The organism is Streptomyces finlayi (assembly GCF_014216315.1).
Taxonomy (GTDB): Bacteria; Actinomycetota; Actinomycetes; order Streptomycetales; family Streptomycetaceae; genus Streptomyces; species Streptomyces finlayi_A.
The window spans coordinates 6325542-6343188 of the sequence record NZ_CP045702.1 but is presented as its reverse complement, the minus strand read 5'-3'; the positions used below and the strand labels follow the sequence as shown (position 1 = coordinate 6343188).

Annotated in this window: 15 protein-coding genes; 12 read left to right on the top strand and 3 right to left on the bottom strand. The window is 71.9% G+C overall.

The annotated features are described in order from the left end of the window. Positions 1-34: 34 nt before the first annotated feature. From F0344_RS28995 to F0344_RS28975, 5 genes are read left to right on the top strand one after another with little or no spacing between them, the layout of a single operon-like run. Entirely contained in the window at positions 35-979 is a 945-nt protein-coding gene (locus F0344_RS28995; protein WP_185301575.1) for a cobalamin biosynthesis protein, read from the top strand. Beyond that, positions 976-2802 (top strand): cobyric acid synthase, encoded by a 1827-nt coding sequence (locus tag F0344_RS28990; RefSeq protein WP_258050157.1) that lies wholly within the window; start codon positions 976-978, stop codon positions 2800-2802. The genes F0344_RS28995 and F0344_RS28990 overlap by 4 nt, the downstream gene beginning before the upstream one ends. Further along, the gene (locus F0344_RS28985) at positions 2799-4826 is read left to right on the top strand and encodes a putative cobaltochelatase (RefSeq protein WP_185301574.1); all 2028 of its coding nucleotides are present in this window, start codon (positions 2799-2801) and stop codon (positions 4824-4826) included. Before F0344_RS28990 ends, F0344_RS28985 begins: the two co-directional genes overlap by 4 nt. Then, positions 4826-5425, top strand: coding sequence for a cob(I)yrinic acid a,c-diamide adenosyltransferase (gene cobO / locus F0344_RS28980; protein ID WP_185301573.1), 600 nt, complete (start codon positions 4826-4828; stop codon positions 5423-5425). The genes F0344_RS28985 and cobO overlap by 1 nt, the downstream gene beginning before the upstream one ends. After that, entirely contained in the window at positions 5419-6804 is a 1386-nt protein-coding gene (locus F0344_RS28975) for a cobyrinate a,c-diamide synthase (protein WP_185301572.1), read from the top strand. Before cobO ends, F0344_RS28975 begins: the two co-directional genes overlap by 7 nt. A gap of 93 nt (positions 6805-6897) precedes the next feature. Here the strand turns inward: F0344_RS28975 and F0344_RS28970 are convergent, their stop codons facing one another. Continuing rightward, a complete protein-coding gene (locus F0344_RS28970) occupies positions 6898-7623 on the bottom strand; it encodes a ZIP family metal transporter (RefSeq protein WP_185301571.1) in 726 nt (241 codons plus the stop codon). A gap of 110 nt (positions 7624-7733) precedes the next feature. Between F0344_RS28970 and cobC the strand changes: the two genes are divergently transcribed. After that, a complete protein-coding gene (gene cobC / locus F0344_RS28965; RefSeq protein ID WP_185301570.1) occupies positions 7734-9269 on the top strand; it encodes an Rv2231c family pyridoxal phosphate-dependent protein CobC in 1536 nt (511 codons plus the stop codon). A gap of 94 nt (positions 9270-9363) precedes the next feature. On the opposite strand, the gene F0344_RS28960 is transcribed toward cobC, so the two are convergent. Together F0344_RS28960 and F0344_RS28955 are read right to left on the bottom strand one after the other, a co-directional pair. After that, positions 9364-10308, bottom strand: a complete 945-nt coding sequence (locus F0344_RS28960; RefSeq protein WP_258050156.1) for an SCO1860 family LAETG-anchored protein — start codon at positions 10306-10308, stop codon at positions 9364-9366. 322 nt (positions 10309-10630) lie between these two features. Beyond that, the gene (locus F0344_RS28955) at positions 10631-11731 is read right to left on the bottom strand and encodes an amidohydrolase family protein (protein WP_185301568.1); all 1101 of its coding nucleotides are present in this window, start codon (positions 11729-11731) and stop codon (positions 10631-10633) included. A gap of 104 nt (positions 11732-11835) precedes the next feature. Between F0344_RS28955 and F0344_RS28950 the strand changes: the two genes are divergently transcribed. The 6 genes from F0344_RS28950 (at position 11836) to F0344_RS28925 (ending at position 17624) form a co-directional block, all read left to right on the top strand. Next, a complete protein-coding gene (locus F0344_RS28950) occupies positions 11836-12942 on the top strand; it encodes a pyridoxal-phosphate-dependent aminotransferase family protein (protein WP_185301567.1) in 1107 nt (368 codons plus the stop codon). Positions 12943-13324: 382 nt separating this feature from the next. Continuing rightward, on the top strand, positions 13325-13789 hold the full coding sequence (ectA, locus tag F0344_RS28945; protein ID WP_185301566.1) for a diaminobutyrate acetyltransferase: 465 nt from the start codon (positions 13325-13327) through the stop codon (positions 13787-13789). Positions 13790-13888: 99 nt separating this feature from the next. Next, positions 13889-15157 carry a diaminobutyrate--2-oxoglutarate transaminase gene (ectB, locus tag F0344_RS28940; protein ID WP_185301565.1) on the top strand — a complete coding sequence of 423 codons (1269 nt, stop codon included), beginning with the start codon at positions 13889-13891 and terminating at the stop codon, positions 15155-15157. Positions 15158-15220: 63 nt separating this feature from the next. Beyond that, positions 15221-15619, top strand: a complete 399-nt coding sequence (locus tag F0344_RS28935; protein WP_185301564.1) for an ectoine synthase — start codon at positions 15221-15223, stop codon at positions 15617-15619. Between the two features lie 3 nt (positions 15620-15622). Further along, positions 15623-16516 (top strand): ectoine hydroxylase, encoded by an 894-nt coding sequence (gene thpD / locus F0344_RS28930; RefSeq protein ID WP_185301563.1) that lies wholly within the window; start codon positions 15623-15625, stop codon positions 16514-16516. Positions 16517-16613: 97 nt separating this feature from the next. After that, positions 16614-17624 carry a VOC family protein gene (locus tag F0344_RS28925; RefSeq protein ID WP_185301562.1) on the top strand — a complete coding sequence of 337 codons (1011 nt, stop codon included), beginning with the start codon at positions 16614-16616 and terminating at the stop codon, positions 17622-17624. Positions 17625-17647 lie beyond the last annotated feature (23 nt).

Genomic DNA, 17647 nt, shown 5'->3' with positions numbered 1-17647 from the left:
TTCCAGAACGTCCCGTGCATCGGCGGGCTGAGCCATGCGTGCCGACCGCATCTTCGCGTACGGCGCCACGGCCGGCCTGATCGGCGATCTGCTCCTGGGTGATCCCCGTCGGGGGCACCCCGTCGCCGCGTTCGGGACGGCCGCCGCAGAGGTCGAGAGCCGACTGTGGCACGACCACCGCGGGTGGGGCGCGCTCCACACGCTGGTCTGCGCCGGAGGCGCCGCGGGCGCCGCCGCGCTCGCCGCCCGTACCGTCCGCGACCGGCCCGCCGTGGCCGTCGCGCTGACCGCCGCCGCCACCTGGTCCGTCATCGGCGGCACCTCTCTGGGCCGCGAGGCACGTGCCATCGGCGGCGCACTCGCCGCCGGGGACCTCGGCACCGCCCGCGAACGGCTGCCGCATCTGTGCGGACGCGATCCGCAGGCGCTCGACGGGCCTCAGATCGCGCGGGCCGTCGTCGAATCCGTCGCCGAGAACACCTCGGACGCCGTCGTCGGCGCCCTCGTCTGGGGCGCCCTGGGCGGAGTACCGGGCTTCGTCGGCTTCCGGGCCGTCAACACCCTCGACGCCATGGTCGGGCACACGTCGCCCCGCTACCGCCGGTACGGCTGGGCCTCGGCCCGCCTCGACGACCTCGCGGGCTGGCCCGGGGCCCGGCTCACCGCCGTACTCGCGGTCGCCGCCGGAGGCCGCCCGCGGGACGCGGTGCGGGCCTGGCGCGCCGACGCGGGCAAGCACCCGAGCCCCAACGCTGGGCCGGTCGAGGCGTCGTTCGCGGGCGCGCTCGGCGTACGGCTCGGCGGAACCCTCGCGTACGGCGGCCGGGTCGAGCACCGGCCGGTACTCAACGGGGCGGCCGGGCGCGCGGTGGAGACCGCGGACATCGAACGTGCGGTGCGGCTGTCGCGCCGGGTGAGTGCGCTGGCCCTCGGCGTCTGTGTGGCCGGCCGGCTGATCGCGGGACGGAGACGGACATGAGCGGCGGACTGCTGGTCGCGGGAACCACGTCGGACGCGGGCAAGAGCGTCGTCACGGCGGGAATCTGCCGGTGGCTGGTGCGGCAGGGGGTGAAGGTCGCGCCGTTCAAGGCGCAGAACATGTCGCTCAACTCGTTCGTCACCCGCGAGGGTGCGGAGATCGGCCGCGCCCAGGCCATGCAGGCGCAGGCCGCCCGGGTGGAGCCGACCGCGCTGATGAACCCGGTGCTGCTCAAGCCCGGCAGCGACCGGTCCAGCCAGGTCGTCCTGATGGGCAAGCCCGTCGGCGAGATGAGTGCGCGCGGCTACCACGGAGGGCGGCAGGAGTCTCTGCTGGGGACCGTCGTGGACTGTCTGGAGCAGCTTCGGGGCACGTATGACGCCGTGATCTGCGAGGGGGCGGGCAGTCCGGCCGAGATCAACCTGCGGCGTACGGACATCGTGAACATGGGCATCGCACGGGCCGCGCGCTTCCCCGTGCTGGTGGTCGGGGACATCGACCGCGGGGGCGTCTTCGCCTCGTTCTTCGGTACGACGGCCCTGCTGAGCGCCGAGGACCAGGCGCTGGTCGCCGGGTATCTCGTGAACAAGTTCCGGGGCGACGTCTCGTTGCTGGAGCCGGGGCTCGACATGCTGTACGAGCTCACGGGCCGGCGGACGTACGGAGTGCTGCCGTTCACCCACGGGCTGGGCATCGACGAGGAGGACGGCCTGCGCGTGTCGTTGCGCGGCGCCGTACGGGAGTCCGCGGTCAGCGCCCCGCACGGAGAGGAGGTCCTGCGGGTGGCGGTGTGCGCCGTACCGCTGATGTCGAACTTCACCGATGTGGACGCGCTCGCCGCCGAGCCGGGGGTCGTGGTGCGGTTCGTGGACCGGGCCGAGGAACTGGCCGACGCGGACCTGGTGATCGTGCCGGGCACGCGCGGCACGGTGAAGGCCCTGGCCTGGCTCCGCGAGCGCGGACTGGCGGACGCGCTGGTGCGGCGGGCCGCCGAGGGGCGGCCGGTACTCGGCATCTGCGGCGGGTTCCAGGTGCTCGGTGAGCACATCGAGGACGAGGTGGAGTCGCGGGCCGGGCGGGTCGACGGGCTGGGGCTGCTGCCGGTCCGGATCCGGTTCGACCGGGAGAAGACGCTGGCGCGGCCGGTCGGAACGGCACTCGGTGAACCGGTCGAGGGGTACGAGATCCATCACGGGGTCGCCGATGTGCGGGGCGGTGAGCCGTTCCTGGACGGCTGCCGGGTCGGCTCGGTGTGGGGGACGCACTGGCACGGCTCGCTGGAGAGCGACGGGTTCCGGCGGCGGTTCCTGGCTGAGGTCGCCCGGGCAGCGGGGCGGCGGTTCGTGGCCGCGCCGGACACGAGCTTCGAGGCGCTGCGGGAGGAGCAGCTGGACCGGCTGGGGGATCTCGTGGAGGAGCACGCGGATACGGATGCCTTGTGGCGGTTGATCGAGGGCGGGGCGCCGAGGGGGCTGCCGTTCGTGCCGCCGGGGGCGCCGGTGGGGGTTGCGGAGGTTGGTGCGGGGCGTGCGAGTGCGGGGCCGGGGAGTGCGCCTGCGGCGGGCCTTCCCCTACCCGCCCCTTCCCGTAACCGGGGCTCTGCCCCGGACCCCGGTCCTCAATCGCCGGACAGGCTCGGTGGGGCCGGGGGGCGGCTGGATGGAGCCGGACGCGGGCCTGATGGGGGCGGGCGCGGGCCTGTTGAAGCCAAGCGCGGGGCTGATGAAACCGGGCGCGGGGCTGATGAAGCCGGGCGCGGGGCTGATGAAGCCGGGCGCTCGGTCATGGAAACAGATGTGCATGCGACTGAGGAGGCCCTGTGAGTACGCCCTATCCCTTCACCGCCATCGTCGGACAGGACGATCTGCGGCTCGGGCTCCTGCTCAACGCCGTCAGTCCTGCCGTCGGCGGCGTCCTCGTGCGCGGGGAGAAGGGGACTGCCAAGTCCACCGCTGTGCGCGCGCTCGCGGCGCTCATGCCCGAGGTCGCCGTCGTGCTGGGGTGCCGGTTCTCGTGTGACCCCGTCGCACCGGACCCGGCGTGTCCCGATGGGCCCCATGAGACCGGGACCGCGGCGGGTGTGTCGCGGGCGGCCCGGACCGTCGAACTGCCCGTCGGCGCCTCGGAGGACCGGCTCGTCGGGGCGCTTGACATCGAGCGGGCGCTCTCCGAGGGCGTGAAGGCGTTCGAGCCGGGGCTCCTCGCCGACGCGCACCGCGGCATCCTGTACGTCGACGAGGTCAACCTGCTCCACGACCACCTCGTGGACCTGCTGCTCGACGCGGCCGCCATGGGCGCCTCGTACGTCGAGCGCGAGGGCGTGTCCGTACGGCACGCGGCGCGTTTCCTGCTCGTCGGGACGATGAACCCCGAAGAGGGCGAACTGCGGCCGCAGTTGCTGGACCGGTTCGGACTCACCGTGGAGGTCGCGGCCTCCCGCGACACCGATCTGCGGGTCGAGGTCGTACGGCGCAGGCTGGCCTACGACGACGACCCTGCCGGCTTCGCCGCCCGATGGGCGGACGAGGAAGGGGAGTTGCGCGGGCGGATCGCCGCCGCGCGTGCCCTGCTGCCCCATGTCGTCCTCGGCGACGGTGTGTTGCGGCAGATCGCGGCGACCTGTGCCGCCTTCGAGGTGGACGGGATGCGTGCCGACATCGTCATGGCGCGCACCGCCACCGCTCTGGCCGCCTGGGCCGGGCGCGGGGAGGTGCTCGCCGAGGACGTGCGCCAGGCGGCGCTGCTCGCGCTGCCCCACCGGCGCCGGCGCAATCCGTTCGACGCGCCGGGGCTCGACGAGGACAAGCTGGACGACACCCTCCGGGACGCCGCACCGGATGGGGATGGGGATGGGGACGACAGCGGCCCGGACGGCCCGGACGGCGGCGGAGGCGGAGGGGTGCCCCCGCAGAGCGATGGGCCCGAGGGTCCCGCCGGAGCCGACACGCCGGATCAGCAGCCGGAGAGCGGTGGCGACGCGCCCGGGCAGGGGCGGCCGTCCGGTGGCGGGGAGCAGCAGCCGGTACGGGCTGCCGAGCCGTTCCGTACGAAGATGCTGAGCGTGCCGGGACTCGGCGAGGGAGCGGCGGGACGGCGCTCCCGGGCGCGTACCGAGCACGGCCGTACGACCGGGTCGCGACGGCCGCAAGGGGCGCTGACGAAGCTGCACCTGGCGGCGACCGTGCAGGCGGCAGCTCCGCATCAGCGGGCCAGGGGCCGGACAGGGCGGGGGCTCGTGGTCCGGCGCGACGATCTGCGGCAGGCGACGCGGGAGGGACGCGAGGGAAACCTCGTGCTGTTCGTCGTGGACGCATCCGGGTCGATGGCGGCCCGGCAGCGGATGAGCGCCGTGAAGGGCGCCGTGATGTCGCTGCTGCTGGACGCCTACCAGCGGCGCGACAAGGTCGGACTGATCACCTTCCGGGGCAAGGACGCCGAGGTGGTGCTGCCGCCGACATCGTCCGTGGACGCGGCGGCCGCGCGGCTGGAGTCGCTGCCGACCGGCGGGCGAACCCCGCTGGCCGCCGGGCTGCTGAAGGCCCATGACGTGCTGCGGGTGGAGCGGCTGCGTGACCCCTCGCGGCGGCCGTTGCTGCTCGTGGTGACGGACGGGCGGGCGACGGGGGGCCCCGACCCGCTGGCGCTCGCGGCGCGGGCGGGGCGGCTGCACGCCGCCGAGGGGACCGCGTCCGTCGTCGTGGACTGCGAGTCGGGGATCGTGCGGCTCGGGCTCGCCGCACAGCTCGCCAGGGATCTGGGCGGCAGCGCCGTCACGCTCGACGAACTGCGGGCCGACACCATCGTCGGGCTCGTGAAAGACGTATCCGCAGCCGGGAGGGCCGCTTAATGCCACAGGGACAGCCGACATCGGTGCCGGACGACGGTCTCACCACCCGTCAGCGGCGCAACCGGCCGCTGCTGTTCGTCCACACGGGCGTCGGCAAGGGGAAGTCGACGGCGGCCTTCGGTCTCGCGCTGCGCGCCTGGAACCAGGGCTGGCCGATCGGGGTGTTCCAGTTCGTGAAGTCCGCGAAGTGGAAGGTCGGCGAGGAGAACGCCCTCAAGGTGCTCGGTGCGAGCGGCGAGGGCGGCACCGTCGACTGGCACAAGATGGGTGAGGGCTGGTCCTGGGTCCAGCGGGACAACCAGCTCGACAACGAGGAGAAGGCCCGCGAGGGCTGGGAGCAGGTCAAGCGCGATCTGGCCGCCGAGACGTACAAGCTGTACGTCCTCGACGAGTTCGCCTACCCGATGCGCTGGGGCTGGATCGACACCGACGAGGTCGTCCAGGTGATGCGTGACCGTCCCGGGACGCAGCATGTGGTGATCACGGGGCGCAACGCTCCGGACGAACTGATCGAGGCCGCCGATCTGGTGACCGACATGTCGAAGGTCAAGCACCCGATGGACGCCGGTCAGAAGGGCCAGAGGGGCATCGAGTGGTGAGCGTTCCCCGCCTGGTCATCGCCGCCCCGGCGTCGGGCAGCGGCAAGACCACCGTGGCCACGGGGCTGATGGCGGCCTTCGCGGGCCGCGGGCTCGCCGTGTCCCCGCACAAGGTGGGACCGGACTACATCGACCCCGGGTACCACGCGCTGGCGACCGGACGCCCGGGGCGCAATCTCGACGCGTACATGTGCGGTCCCGAGCTGATCGCCCCGCTGTTCGCCCATGGGGCGAGCGGCTGCGACCTCGCGGTGATCGAGGGCGTCATGGGGCTGTACGACGGCGCTTCGGGGCAGGGCGAGCTGGCATCGACCGCCCAGGTGTCCAAGCTGCTCCGGGCGCCCGTGGTGCTCGTGGTCGACGCCTCCTCGCAGTCGCGTTCGGTGGCGGCGCTGGTGCACGGTTTCGCGTCCTGGGACCCGCGGGTGCGTATCGGCGGGGTGATCCTGAACAAGGTGGCGTCCGACCGGCACGAGGCGTTGCTGCGCGAGGCGCTCGACGAGTCGGGCCTCCCGGTGCTCGGCGTGCTGCGGCGGGCCGCGCAGATGGCGACACCGTCGCGCCACCTCGGTCTCGTCCCGGTGGCCGAGCGGACCACGGACGCGCTCGACGCGGTACGGGCGATGGCCGACCGGGTCCGGGCCGGCTGCGATCTGGACGCCCTGATGGCGCTGGCCAGGACGGCGCCGCCGCTGCCGGACGAGGTCTGGGAGCCGCAGCCGGCCGACGATCAGGAACCGGTGACGGGTGCGCGGCCCGTGGTGGCCGTGGCTGGTGCGCGGCCCGTGGTGGCCGTGGCGGGCGGAGCGGCGTTCACGTTCGCGTACGCCGAACACGCCGAGCTGCTCACGGCGGCGGGCGCCGACGTCGTCGTCTTCGACCCGCTGCGCGACGAGAAGCTCCCCCCGGGCACGTCGGGGCTCGTCATAGGCGGCGGTTTCCCCGAGATGTACGCGCCGGAACTGTCGGCGAACGAGCCGCTGCGGCTCGCGGTGACGGAACTGGCCCGGAGCGGCGGCCCCGTGGCCGCCGAGTGCGCCGGTCTCCTGTATCTGGCGCGCGAGCTCGACGGCCGCCCGATGTGCGGGGTGCTGGACGCGGAGGCCCGGATGTCGGAGCGGCTGACACTCGGCTACCGGCAGGCGGTGGCGGTGTCCGACAGTGTGCTGGCGGTGGCGGGTAGCCGGATGCGCGGCCACGAGTTCCACCGGACGGTGCTGGAGCCCGGTGCCGGGCCCACACCGGCCTGGGGCATGCATCAGCCGGAGCGGCGGCTGGAGGGGTTCGTGCAGGGGGGCGTGCACGCGAGCTATCTGCACACCCACTGGGCGGCGTCGCCGGGTGTGGCCTGGCGCTTCGTGGAGAAGTGCCGGGGATGAGTTGCGGGATCAGTTGCGGGATCAGTTGCGGGGAGAAGTGCGGGAGATGAACGGATGAGTGCGGGTGCCGCAGTCCGTCCGGTGGCGCCGCACTCACTCGGCGACGCCCACGACCAGCCAGATGAAGCCCACCCCGGCGACCGTGCACAGCAGGGTCGAGCGGGCCGGGTGGGTGTGGTGCGCCTCGGGCAGGATCTCGGCGGCGGCGAGGTAGAGCAGGGCGCCGCCGAAGAAGCCGAGATAGCAGCCGAGCAGTTCCTCCGGAAGGGTGAACAGCAGTGTCGTCGCCGCGCCCACGATCGGAGCCAGCGCGTCCGCGAAGAGCATGAGCAGCGCCTTGCGGCGGGCGTTCCCGTAGAGCCTGGTGAGCGTGTACGTGTTGAATCCGTCGGCGAAGTCATGGGTGATGACGGCGAGCGCGACGGCCGCTCCCATGCCGCCGCCGACCTGGAACGCGGCGCCGAGCGCGATGCCGTCCATGAGGCTGTGGCCCACCATCGCGGCCGCCGCGGTCAGGCCGACCTGCGGCACCCGTTCGTCGCCGCCCGCGCCGTGTGCCGCCTGGCGTCCGGCGAGCAGCCGCTCGACCAGATGAGCCACCAGGAAGCCGCCCACGAAGAGCAGAAGGGCTGCCGGTACACCGAAGACCTCGCCGCCCGCGGCCCCGATCGCCTCGGGCAGGAGGTCGAGTCCGACCACGCCGAGCATCAGCCCGCCCGCGAGGCCGAGCACCAGGTGGCGGCGGTCGGTGACGCGTTGAGCGACCCAGCCGCCGGCCAGAGTCATCAGGAACGCGCCGAGCGCGACGAACACCGCCATGGCCCCTTGCTAGCCGATCCGCACCCCCGCGCGCATCTCAGGGCGCCCTCACCCGACACGGTTCCCGTGACCCGTGCTCAGGGTTCCCTCGTACGAGAGGTCTCCGTACCGTGAACCGCCCCGCCTCCCTCGTCGTGGGCGTCGGCGCCCGCAAAGGGGCTCCGGCCGACGAGGTCCTGGAGTTGGTCCTCCGGACCCTTCGCGCGGCCGGGCTCGACCCGGCCGAGCTCGCGGAACTGGCCACCGTCGACTCGAAGGCGGACGAACCGGGCATCGTGGGCGCGGCGGCCGGTCTCGGGGTACCGGTGCGCGCCCATCGGGCGCAGGAGCTGGCCCGGGTGCGGGTGCCGCATCCTTCCGGTGCGGTACGGGACGCGACGGGCACGGCGTCGGTCGCCGAGGCCGCCGCGCTGACCGGCGGGGGCGAACTGCTCGTCGCGAAACGGAAGTCGGCGCCCGTGGGTGGGGGTTCCTCCGCGGTGACCTGCGCGGTGGTCCGGCGTTTCGTCGCCGAATCGATGTCCGCTGCCCCGGTGACGTACGGCTCCCGGCCGTTCACCATGGCTGCCATGAAGCCCCCCACGCAGGACCTCGATGCCACCGTGCCCGATCTGCGCCATCACGGTGACGCGGAAGTACGCGGCCACGATCTGACCGACCTCGCCGTGAACGTACGCACCGGCACACCCCCCGGCTGGCTGCGGGAGCGGATCGCCCAGTCCCTGGGCTCGCTGGCGGCCTATCCGGACGGGCGGCCCGCACGGGCGGCGGTCGCCGCGCGGCACGGGCTGCCGGTGGAACGGGTGTTGCTGACGGCGGGCGCGGCCGAGGCGTTCGTCCTGATCGCCCGTGCGCTGCCCGCCCGGCGGCCGGTCGTCGTGCACCCTCAGTTCACCGAGCCGGAGGCGGCCCTGCGGGCGGCCGGGCACGAGGTGGGGCGGGTCCTGCTGCGCCCCGAGGACGGCTTCGTGCTGGACCCTGCGGCGGTGCCCGACGACGCCGATCTGGTGGTGATCGGCAATCCGACCAATCCGACGTCGGTGCTCCATCCGGCGGGCGTCCTGGAGAAGCTGGCCCGTCCCGGCCGGACGCTGGTGGTCGACGAGGCGTTCATGGACGCGGTGCCGGGCGAGCGGGAGGCGCTCTGCGGGCGGACGGACGTTCCCGGGCTCGTCGTCCTGCGCAGTCTCACCAAGACCTGGGGGCTCGCCGGGCTCCGGATCGGCTACGTTCTGGCCGAACCGGCGACGATCGCCCTCCTTCAGGAGGCCCAGCCCCTGTGGCCGGTGTCCTCCCCCGCGCTGGCGGCGGCCGAGGCGTGCATGGAGCCGCGGGCGCTGGCCGAGGCGGCGGCGGCGGCCGACCGCGTCACGGTGGACCGCGCCCATCTGCTGGCCGGTCTGGCGGAGTTCGCCGAGATACGGGTGGTCGAGCCTGCCCGGGGGCCGTTCATCCTGCTCCGGGTGGAGCGGGCGGTCGAGATCCGGGAGCGGCTGCGGTGCCTGGGGTTCGCGGCACGGCGCGGTGACACCTTTCCGGGGCTCGGGCCGGAGTGGCTGAGGCTGGCCGTGCGGGACCGCGCGACGACCAACCGTTTCCTCCAGGCGTTCGACCAGGCGCTCCAGGCACTGCCCCGGAGACCGTAGGCACTGCCTGGAGCACTCGTGGCCGCCCCGGAGTCGCCGGGTACCGCCGGACGGGCCGGTTCCTCCTTCTTCCGGCCCGTCCGGCAGCCCGCTGTCAGCCCTGGGTGCGCCTGCGTGCCACGACGGTGGCCGCGGCGCCGACGGCCAGCAGCAGCGCCGCACCGCCCGCGATGTACGGGGTCGTGGAACTGCCGCCGGTCTCGGCGAGGTTCGGCTTCTCCGCGGCGGGAGCGGGGTCGGATCCGGTCTGCGGCTTCACTTCACCGCCGGACGAACCGCCCGTCGAACCACCGGTGGTGCCGCCGGTGGTGTCACTCGGCTTCTCGGGAGCCTTCGGCGTCTCGCAGGTCGCCTCGGCCAGCGTCACCTCTCCGTACACCTCGGCGACGTTGAGCTCGAGCGGATTCACCGACACCTTGAGCTGCAGCGCGACGGCCGCCGCGGTACGTGAGGTGGTCGTCGTCCTCGACAGGTCGAGGGTCACTTCACCGACCCCGGGAACCTGCACGTCGGTGGTCCCGCCCGCCGTGAGCGTGACCTTCTTGCCGAGCACCGAGACGTGCCCGAGCACGTTGGACTCCGCCACCGGCTTGCGGCCGACCTCGCAGACGGCGCTGGAGGTGACCTTCTCGACCTCGATGAGCGAGAGAAGCGGCAGTCCGGGCACATGGACGGTGGCCTTCGCGAGGTTGGAGCGACCCTCGGCCCTGTGTTCGTCGACAGTCGCCTTCGCCGTGGCCACATCGGCCTTCAGGAGGCTGAAGGGGTTTCCCCCGTCCACACCGTCGAGCCGGACGCTGAGCGCGGTCTCCTCGGCGCTCGCGGGAGCCCGCACCTCGTTGAGCGTGGCCCTCAGCGGAACGTTGACCGTCTTGTTGACGAGTGAGACATCGAGCGCGGTGCGGAGGACGACCGCACTCGCCTTTCCGTCGCCGGTGACCGTGGTCGCGGGTGCGGCCTGCGCGGGAACGGCGACGAGCAGCACGACAGGGGCGGCGGCGACCGCCAGGGCGGCGAGGCGGAAGGTGTTGCTGTTCAAGATGGTGGAACCCCCACAAGAGACATGGAGCCACCGGCGCCGCCCAATGGGGGACATCGCGGGCGCCGATGGCCTCGACTCCGTGAATCCTTGCGCACAGAGGGTGAACGTGCGGACACCTGACGTGAGTTCACCCCAAAGGGGGGTTTCCGTGTGTGTATTCGATTCCCTCGGCACGCGCGTTCCCTGGAGTCACCCGTTTCACGGAGCGCCGGAGGTGGGTCAGTTGACGGGCGGGGTGCGCACAGAAGTGTTCCAACGCCCCGGGGCCGCCCAGGTCACAGACTGTCAACACGGCGCCACACCCGGCCCGATCATCGTTTCAGCCGGTCACGCGCCCGTTCAGCACGATCCTGCGGGGCGCCGCCAGCACCCGTACATCCGCACGCGGATCCTCGTCGTACACCACGAGGTCGGCCGGGGCGCCCTCCTCCAGGACAGGCCGGCCGAGCCACTGCCGGGCGCCCCAGGCCGTCGCCGAGAGCGCGTCGAGGGCGGGGATGCCCGCCTTCACCAGTTCGGCGACCTCCTCGGCGACCAGGCCGTGGGCCAGCGACCCTCCCGCGTCCGTGCCGACGAAGACCGGGATGCCCGCGTCGTAGGCGGCGCGCACCGTGTCGTAGCGGCGCTCGTACAGCCGGCGCATATGGGCCGACCACCGGGGGAACTTCGCCTCGCCGCCCGCCGCCAGGTCCGGGAACGTGGCGATGTTGACCAGGGTCGGGACGATCGCCACTCCGCGTTCGGCGAAGAGCGGGATGGTGTCCTCGGTCAGCCCCGTCGCATGCTCGATGCAGTCGATCCCGGCCTCCACGAGGTCGCGCAGCGCCGCCTCGGCGAAGCAGTGGGCCGTGACCCGGGCCCCCAGCCGGTGCGCCTCGGCGATGGCCGCCTCGACCTCGCCGCGCGGCCAGCACGCCGTCAGGTCCCCGGCGTCCCGGTCGATCCAGTCGCCCACCAGCTTCACCCAGCCGTCGCCGCGCCGGGCCTCCCGCGCGACGTACGCGACGAGGTCGCCGGGCTCGATCTCATGGGCGTAGTTGCGGATGTACCTACGGGTCCTGGCGATGTGGCGGCCGGCCCTGATGATCTTCGGCAGGTCTTCGCGGCCGTCGATCCAGCGCGTGTCGGAGGGTGACCCGGCGTCCCTGATGAGCAGCGTGCCGGCCTCCCGGTCGGCGAGCGCCTGCTTCTCGCTGGTCGCCTCGTCGACGGGGCCGTGGCGGTCGAGTCCGACGTGGCAGTGCGCGTCCACCAGGCCTGGCAGCACCCAGCCGGTGACGGTCACCGCGTCGTCCGCGCCGGGCGGCCGCTCGTACGAGATCCGCCCGCCGACGGCCCACAGTTCGTCCCGGACCTCGTCCGGGCCGACGAGCACCCGCCCCTTCACCCGCAGGACCTGCGGCTCTTCGTGATCGCTCATAGGCGGCACTGTACGAGGCCCTCGGTAGGCTCGGCCAAGCACTGTTCGTACGCGGTCGGCCGACCGTGCGCCGAACCCCTGACCGATCCGAAGAGAGCAGCACCGTGACCCACCCCTTCCTCGACCTCGCCCCGCTCACCGCCGCGCACTTCGCGGCCGTCGAGCGGCGGGTGGCCGGCCTCCTCGCCACGCGGGCGGACGTCGTGATCATGCAGGGCGAGGCGCTGCTGCCCCTCGAAGGCTGCATCCGGAGCGGCGCCCGGCCCGGTTCGACCGCGCTGAACATCGTCACGGGCCCCTACGGGCAGACCTTCGGCAACTGGCTGCGGGACTGCGGGGCCGAGGTCGTCGATCTGGCGGTGCCCTTCCACACGGCGGTGACGGCGGACCAGGTCGCGCGGGCGCTGGCCGGGCATCCCGGGATCGACTTCGTCTCGCTGGTCCACGCCGAGGCGGCCACCGGCAACACCAACCCGGTCGCGGAGATCGGCGAGGTGGTCCGGGCGCACGGGGCGCTGTTCATGCTGGACGCCGTCGCCTCGGTGGGCGCCGAGCCGCTGCTGCCGGACGCCTGGGGCGTCGACCTGTGCGTGATCGGCGCGCAGAAGGCCATGGGCGGGCCCGCCGGGGTGTCCGCGGTGTCGGTGAGCGAACGTGCCTGGGAGCGCATCGCAGCCAACCCGCAGGCGCCGCGCCGGTCCTACCTCTCGCTCCTGGACTGGAAGGAGCGCTGGATCGACGGCGGCCGCACCGCGCTGCTCCACGCGCCCGCGCAGCTGGAGATGCTGGCGCTGGAAGCCTGCGTGGAGCGGATCGAGAACGAGGGCCTGGACACGGTGATGGCCCGCCACGCCTCGGCGGCGGCGGCGACCCGCGCGGGCGCCCTGGCGCTCGGCGGGGGTCTGCGGCCGTACGTCGAGGACGCACGCGACGCGGCGCCGGTCGCCACGACCCTGCGCTCGCCGGCAGGCGTCGACGCCGCCTCGCTGGTCGCGGGGGCGCTCGCGGCCGACCCGTCGCTGCCGCTGATCGCGGGGGGCGGGCCGCTGTCAAAGGAGATGATCCGGGTCAATCACTACGGTGTGGACGCGACGCGGGGCGTGGTGCTGTCCTCGCTCGCCGCTCTGGGGTCGGCACTGGCCGACCACGGCAGGCAGGTCGATATCGAGGCTGCCCGGAAGGCCGTATCGGAAACCTGGCCGAGCGAATAATCCAGAAGAATTCACCCATGCGGGGAGCTGCCTTATCGAGAGCAGCTCCCCGCATTCTTCTGCCCGCTTTCCCTAACCCTAAACGCGAGAGCTTCGACAAGGGAGATCTTCGCGATTCGGACACGTCCCGCGAGAGTTACAACCCTGTGACCGACTCCACATAGTGGGCGTTATGTCGGATAAATCCAGGCGAAATTGTGAGAAATCGACACCGTTTCGCACGAAGGCACGCACCCGCGCGATAACACATACGCGCCTCTCACCCAACCCCTTACCTCGATGCAATTTGGATTTTTGCTGGGTAAATTCAATTCGCATGACCACCGCACCAGCAGATTTTGCAAGTGCCCGAAGCGAATTCCTCAGAATCGACACCCCCCGAGTGGAGGACGGAGCCGCGATCTGGCGCATCGCCCGCGACTCCGAGGTCCTGGACCTCAACTCCTCGTACAGCTACCTGCTGTGGTGCCGTGACTTCGCGGCGACCTCGGTGGTCGCCCGGGACGAGAACGGCGACGCCATCGCCTTCGTGACGGGATACATCCGCCCGGACCGCCCACAGACGCTCGTCATCTGGCAGGTGGCCGTCGACCAGGCACACCGCGGGAAGGGGCTGGCCGCCTCCCTGCTGGACGCGCTCACCGCGCGGGTCGCCACCGACCAGGGACTCGTCTCGGTCGAGACGACCATCACCCCGGACAACACCGCGTCCGGCCGCCTGTTCACCTCGTACGCGCACCGTCACGACGTGGGCCTGGAGCGCGAGGTGCTCTTCGACGGCGGGCTGTTCCCCGAGGGAACACACCTGCCGGAAGTGCTTCACCGCATCGGACCGTTCCACACCTGAGCGCTACCCCGAGCGCCCCGGGCTCCATGCCGAGCGCACCACCTGTGCCCCGCCGAGCGCAGCCCGTCACACCACCCCCTCTCACGCAGGAGATCCGCTGTGACCATCACCCCGCCCGCCCTTAGCGTCTTCGAGACCCTGGAATCGGAAGTACGGAGCTACTGCCGCGGCTGGCCGACGGTCTTCGACCGTGCGCAGGGCGCCCGGCTGACGGACGAGGACGGCCACTCGTACCTCGACTTCTTCGCCGGTGCCGGTTCACTCAACTACGGCCACAACAACCCGGTGCTGAAACGCGCGCTGATCGACTACATCGAGCGCGACGGAATCACCCACGGCCTGGACATGGCCACCACCGCCAAGCGCGCCTTCCTGGAGACCTTCCAGAACGTGATCCTGCGCCCGCGCGACCTGCCGTACAAGGTGATGTTCCCCGGCCCGACCGGCACCAACGCCGTCGAGGCGGCACTGAAACTGGCCCGTAAGGTCAAGGGCCGCGAGTCCGTCGTCTCGTTCACCAACGCCTTCCACGGCATGTCGCTCGGCTCGCTGGCCGTCACCGGCAACGCCTTCAAGCGGGCCGGCGCCGGCATCCCGCTGGTGCACGGCACACCGATGCCGTTCGACAACTACTTCGACGGCACCGTGCCGGACTTCCTCTGGTTCGAGCGGCTGCTGGAGGACCAGGGCTCCGGGCTCAACAAGCCGGCCGCGGTGATCGTGGAGACCGTCCAGGGCGAGGGCGGCATCAACGTCGCCCGTGCCGAGTGGCTGCGCGCGCTCCAGGAACTGTGCCACCGCCAGGACATGCTGCTGATCGTGGACGACATCCAGATGGGCTGCGGCCGGACCGGCGGCTTCTTCTCGTTCGAGGAGGCCGGGATCACCCCGGACATCGTGACGCTGTCCAAGTCGATCAGCGGCTACGGGATGCCCATGTCGCTCTGCCTGTTCAAGCCGGAGCTGGACATCTGGGAGCCGGGCGAGCACAACGGCACCTTCCGCGGCAACAACCCGGCCTTCGTCACCGCCACCGCCACGCTCGACGCCTACTGGGCGGACGGCCAGATGGAGAAGCAGACCCTGGCGCGCGGCGAACAGGTCGAGCAGGCGCTGCTGGCGATCTGCGACGAGAACCCGTCGGCCGGCGGACAGTTCCGTGGCCGCGGGCTGGTCTGGGGCCTGGAGTTCTCCGACAACACGCGCGCCACGGCGGTCTGCGCCCGCGCCTTCGAGCTGGGGCTGCTGCTGGAGACCTCGGGTCCGCAGAGCGAGGTCGTGAAGCTGCTGCCGCCGCTGACCATCACCACCGAGGAGCTGGACGAGGGCCTGCGCACGCTGGCCCGCTGCGTCCGTGAGACCGCCTGACCCGGGGAGACCCGGGCCTGGCCCGAAGAAGCACCACCGCAGAGAGAAAGGCATCAACCCACCGTGATCGTCCGATCGTTCAGTGACATCGAGAACACCGACCGGCATGTGAAGGCCGCCTCCGGCACCTGGGAGAGCAAGCGCATCGTGCTCGCCAAGGAGAAGGTGGGCTTCTCGCTCCACGAGACCGTGCTGTACGCCGGCACGGAAACGTCGATGTGGTACGCGAACCACGTCGAGGCCGTGCTGTGCACCGAGGGCGAGGCCGAACTCACCAACGACGAGACCGGCGAGACGCACTGGATCTCCCCCGGCACGATGTACCTGCTGGACGGACACGAGCACCACACGCTGCGGCCCAAGACCGACTTCCGCTGCGTCTGTGTCTTCAACCCTCCCGTCACCGGACGGGAGGACCACGACGAGAACGGTGTCTATCCGCTGCTGACCGAGGAGGCCTGAACCATGACCACTGAAGTACGCGCAGACCTGTACCCATCGCGCGGCGCCGCCGAGATGACCACTCCCCGCCAGGACCCGGTCATCTGGTCCGCGCCCGGCGCAGCCGGGCCGGTCGCCGCGAAGGACCTCCAGGGGTTCGAAAGGGACGGATTCCTCACCGTCGATCAGCTGATCACGCCGGACGAGGTCGCCGTCTACCACGCGGAGCTGAACCGGCTGATCAGCGATCCGGTGGTGCGGGCCGACGAGCGGTCCATCGTCGAGCCGAAGTCGCAGCAGGTGCGTTCCGTCTTCGAGGTCCACCGGATCAGCGAGGTCTTCGCCCGGCTGGTCAGCGACGAGCGCGTGGTGGGCCGGGCCCGCCAGATCCTCGGCTCGGACGTGTACGTCCACCAGTCACGGATCAACGTCAAGCCGGGCTTCGGGGCTTCGGGCTTCTACTGGCACTCCGACTTCGAGACCTGGCACGCCGAGGACGGCCTGCCGAACATGCGGACCGTGTCCGTCTCGATCGCGCTGACCGAGAACTACGACACCAACGGCGGGCTGATGATCATGCCCGGTTCGCACAAGTCGTTCCTCGGCTGCGCGGGCGCGACACCGCGGGACAACTACAAGAAGTCCCTCCAGATGCAGGACGCCGGCACCCCGTCCGAAGAGGCGCTGACCAAGATGGCCGACCGGCACGGCATCAAGCTCTTCACGGGTGCGGCCGGTTCGGCGACCTGGTTCGACTGCAACTGCATGCACGGCTCGGGGGACAACATCACCCCGTACCCGCGCAGCAACGTGTTCATCGTCTTCAACAGCGTGGAGAACACGGCACAGGAGCCCTTCGCGGCTCCGGTCCGCCGCCCGGAGTTCATCGGGGCGCGGGACTTCACTCCGGTGAAGTGAGACGTGGTCATCGTCCGGGCGGGGGCCTGCGCCTCCGCCCGGCCTGCCGTCCGAATCGACTGGACCGGGCACACCCCGTAACGCGACAGTGGAGCCCATGACTTCACATGTACGCCACATCACCATCGACTGCGCCGACGCCTACGAGCTGGCGACGTTCTGGGCCGGGGTGCTGGGCAGCAAGGTGTCCGACGAGGACGAGCCCGGTGACCCCGAGGCGCTCGTCGAAGCCCCGGGCGCCGCCCTGCTGTTCATCTCCGTGCCCGAGCCGAAGAGCACCAAGAACCGTCTCCACCTCGACATCCAGCCCGACGACCGCACGCGGGACGAGGAGGTGGAGCGGCTGCTGGCGCTCGGCGCCACGATGGCCGGCGATCACCGCAAGCCTAACGGGCGCGGCTGGGCGACACTGGCCGACCCGGAGGGCAACGAGTTCTGTGTGGAGTGCGGCGCCGCCGAACGGGCCCGGCTCAGCGGTACCAGGCTGCCGGTCACCGCGGACGACGTCACGCTGGCGGTGCGGCTCGCTGTCGACACCCTCGCGAAGTCCCCGGCGGACAACTGGCGTATCCCGGCAGGGTCGTTGGACTGGGACTGCTGGGAGACCGTGGAGCATCTGAGCGACGACCTCTTCGCGTACGCCGTCCAGCTCGGTCCGCGCAAGCCGCCGATGGAGGGCGAGGTTCCCTTCCGCTGGGCACCGGAGCGCGAGGGCGGGCCCTGGAACGCGGTCTTCGCGGACCCGGTGGCGGGAACCGCCGGGCTGCTCCAGACGCTGGAGGCGAGCGGCGCGCTGCTGTCGGCGATGGTGCGTACGACGGCTCCGGAGGTGCGCTCGTACCACGGGTACGGCGTCTCCGACGCGGAGGGCTTCGCGGCGATGGGCATCGTGGAGACGCTGGTGCACACCCACGACATCGCCGAGGGCCTGTCGCTCACCTGGACCCCGCCCCGGGACCTCTGCGACCGGGTGCTGGCCCGGCTCTTCCCCGACGCCCCGGCCGACGAGGACCGGTGGACCGTCCTGCTCTGGTCCACCGGCCGCGCCGAGCTGCCGGGCCGCGACCGTGTCACCTCGTGGAAGTGGCACGGTGCGCCGCTCGGCTGAGTGCTTCCGGCCGCGTGCTCCTG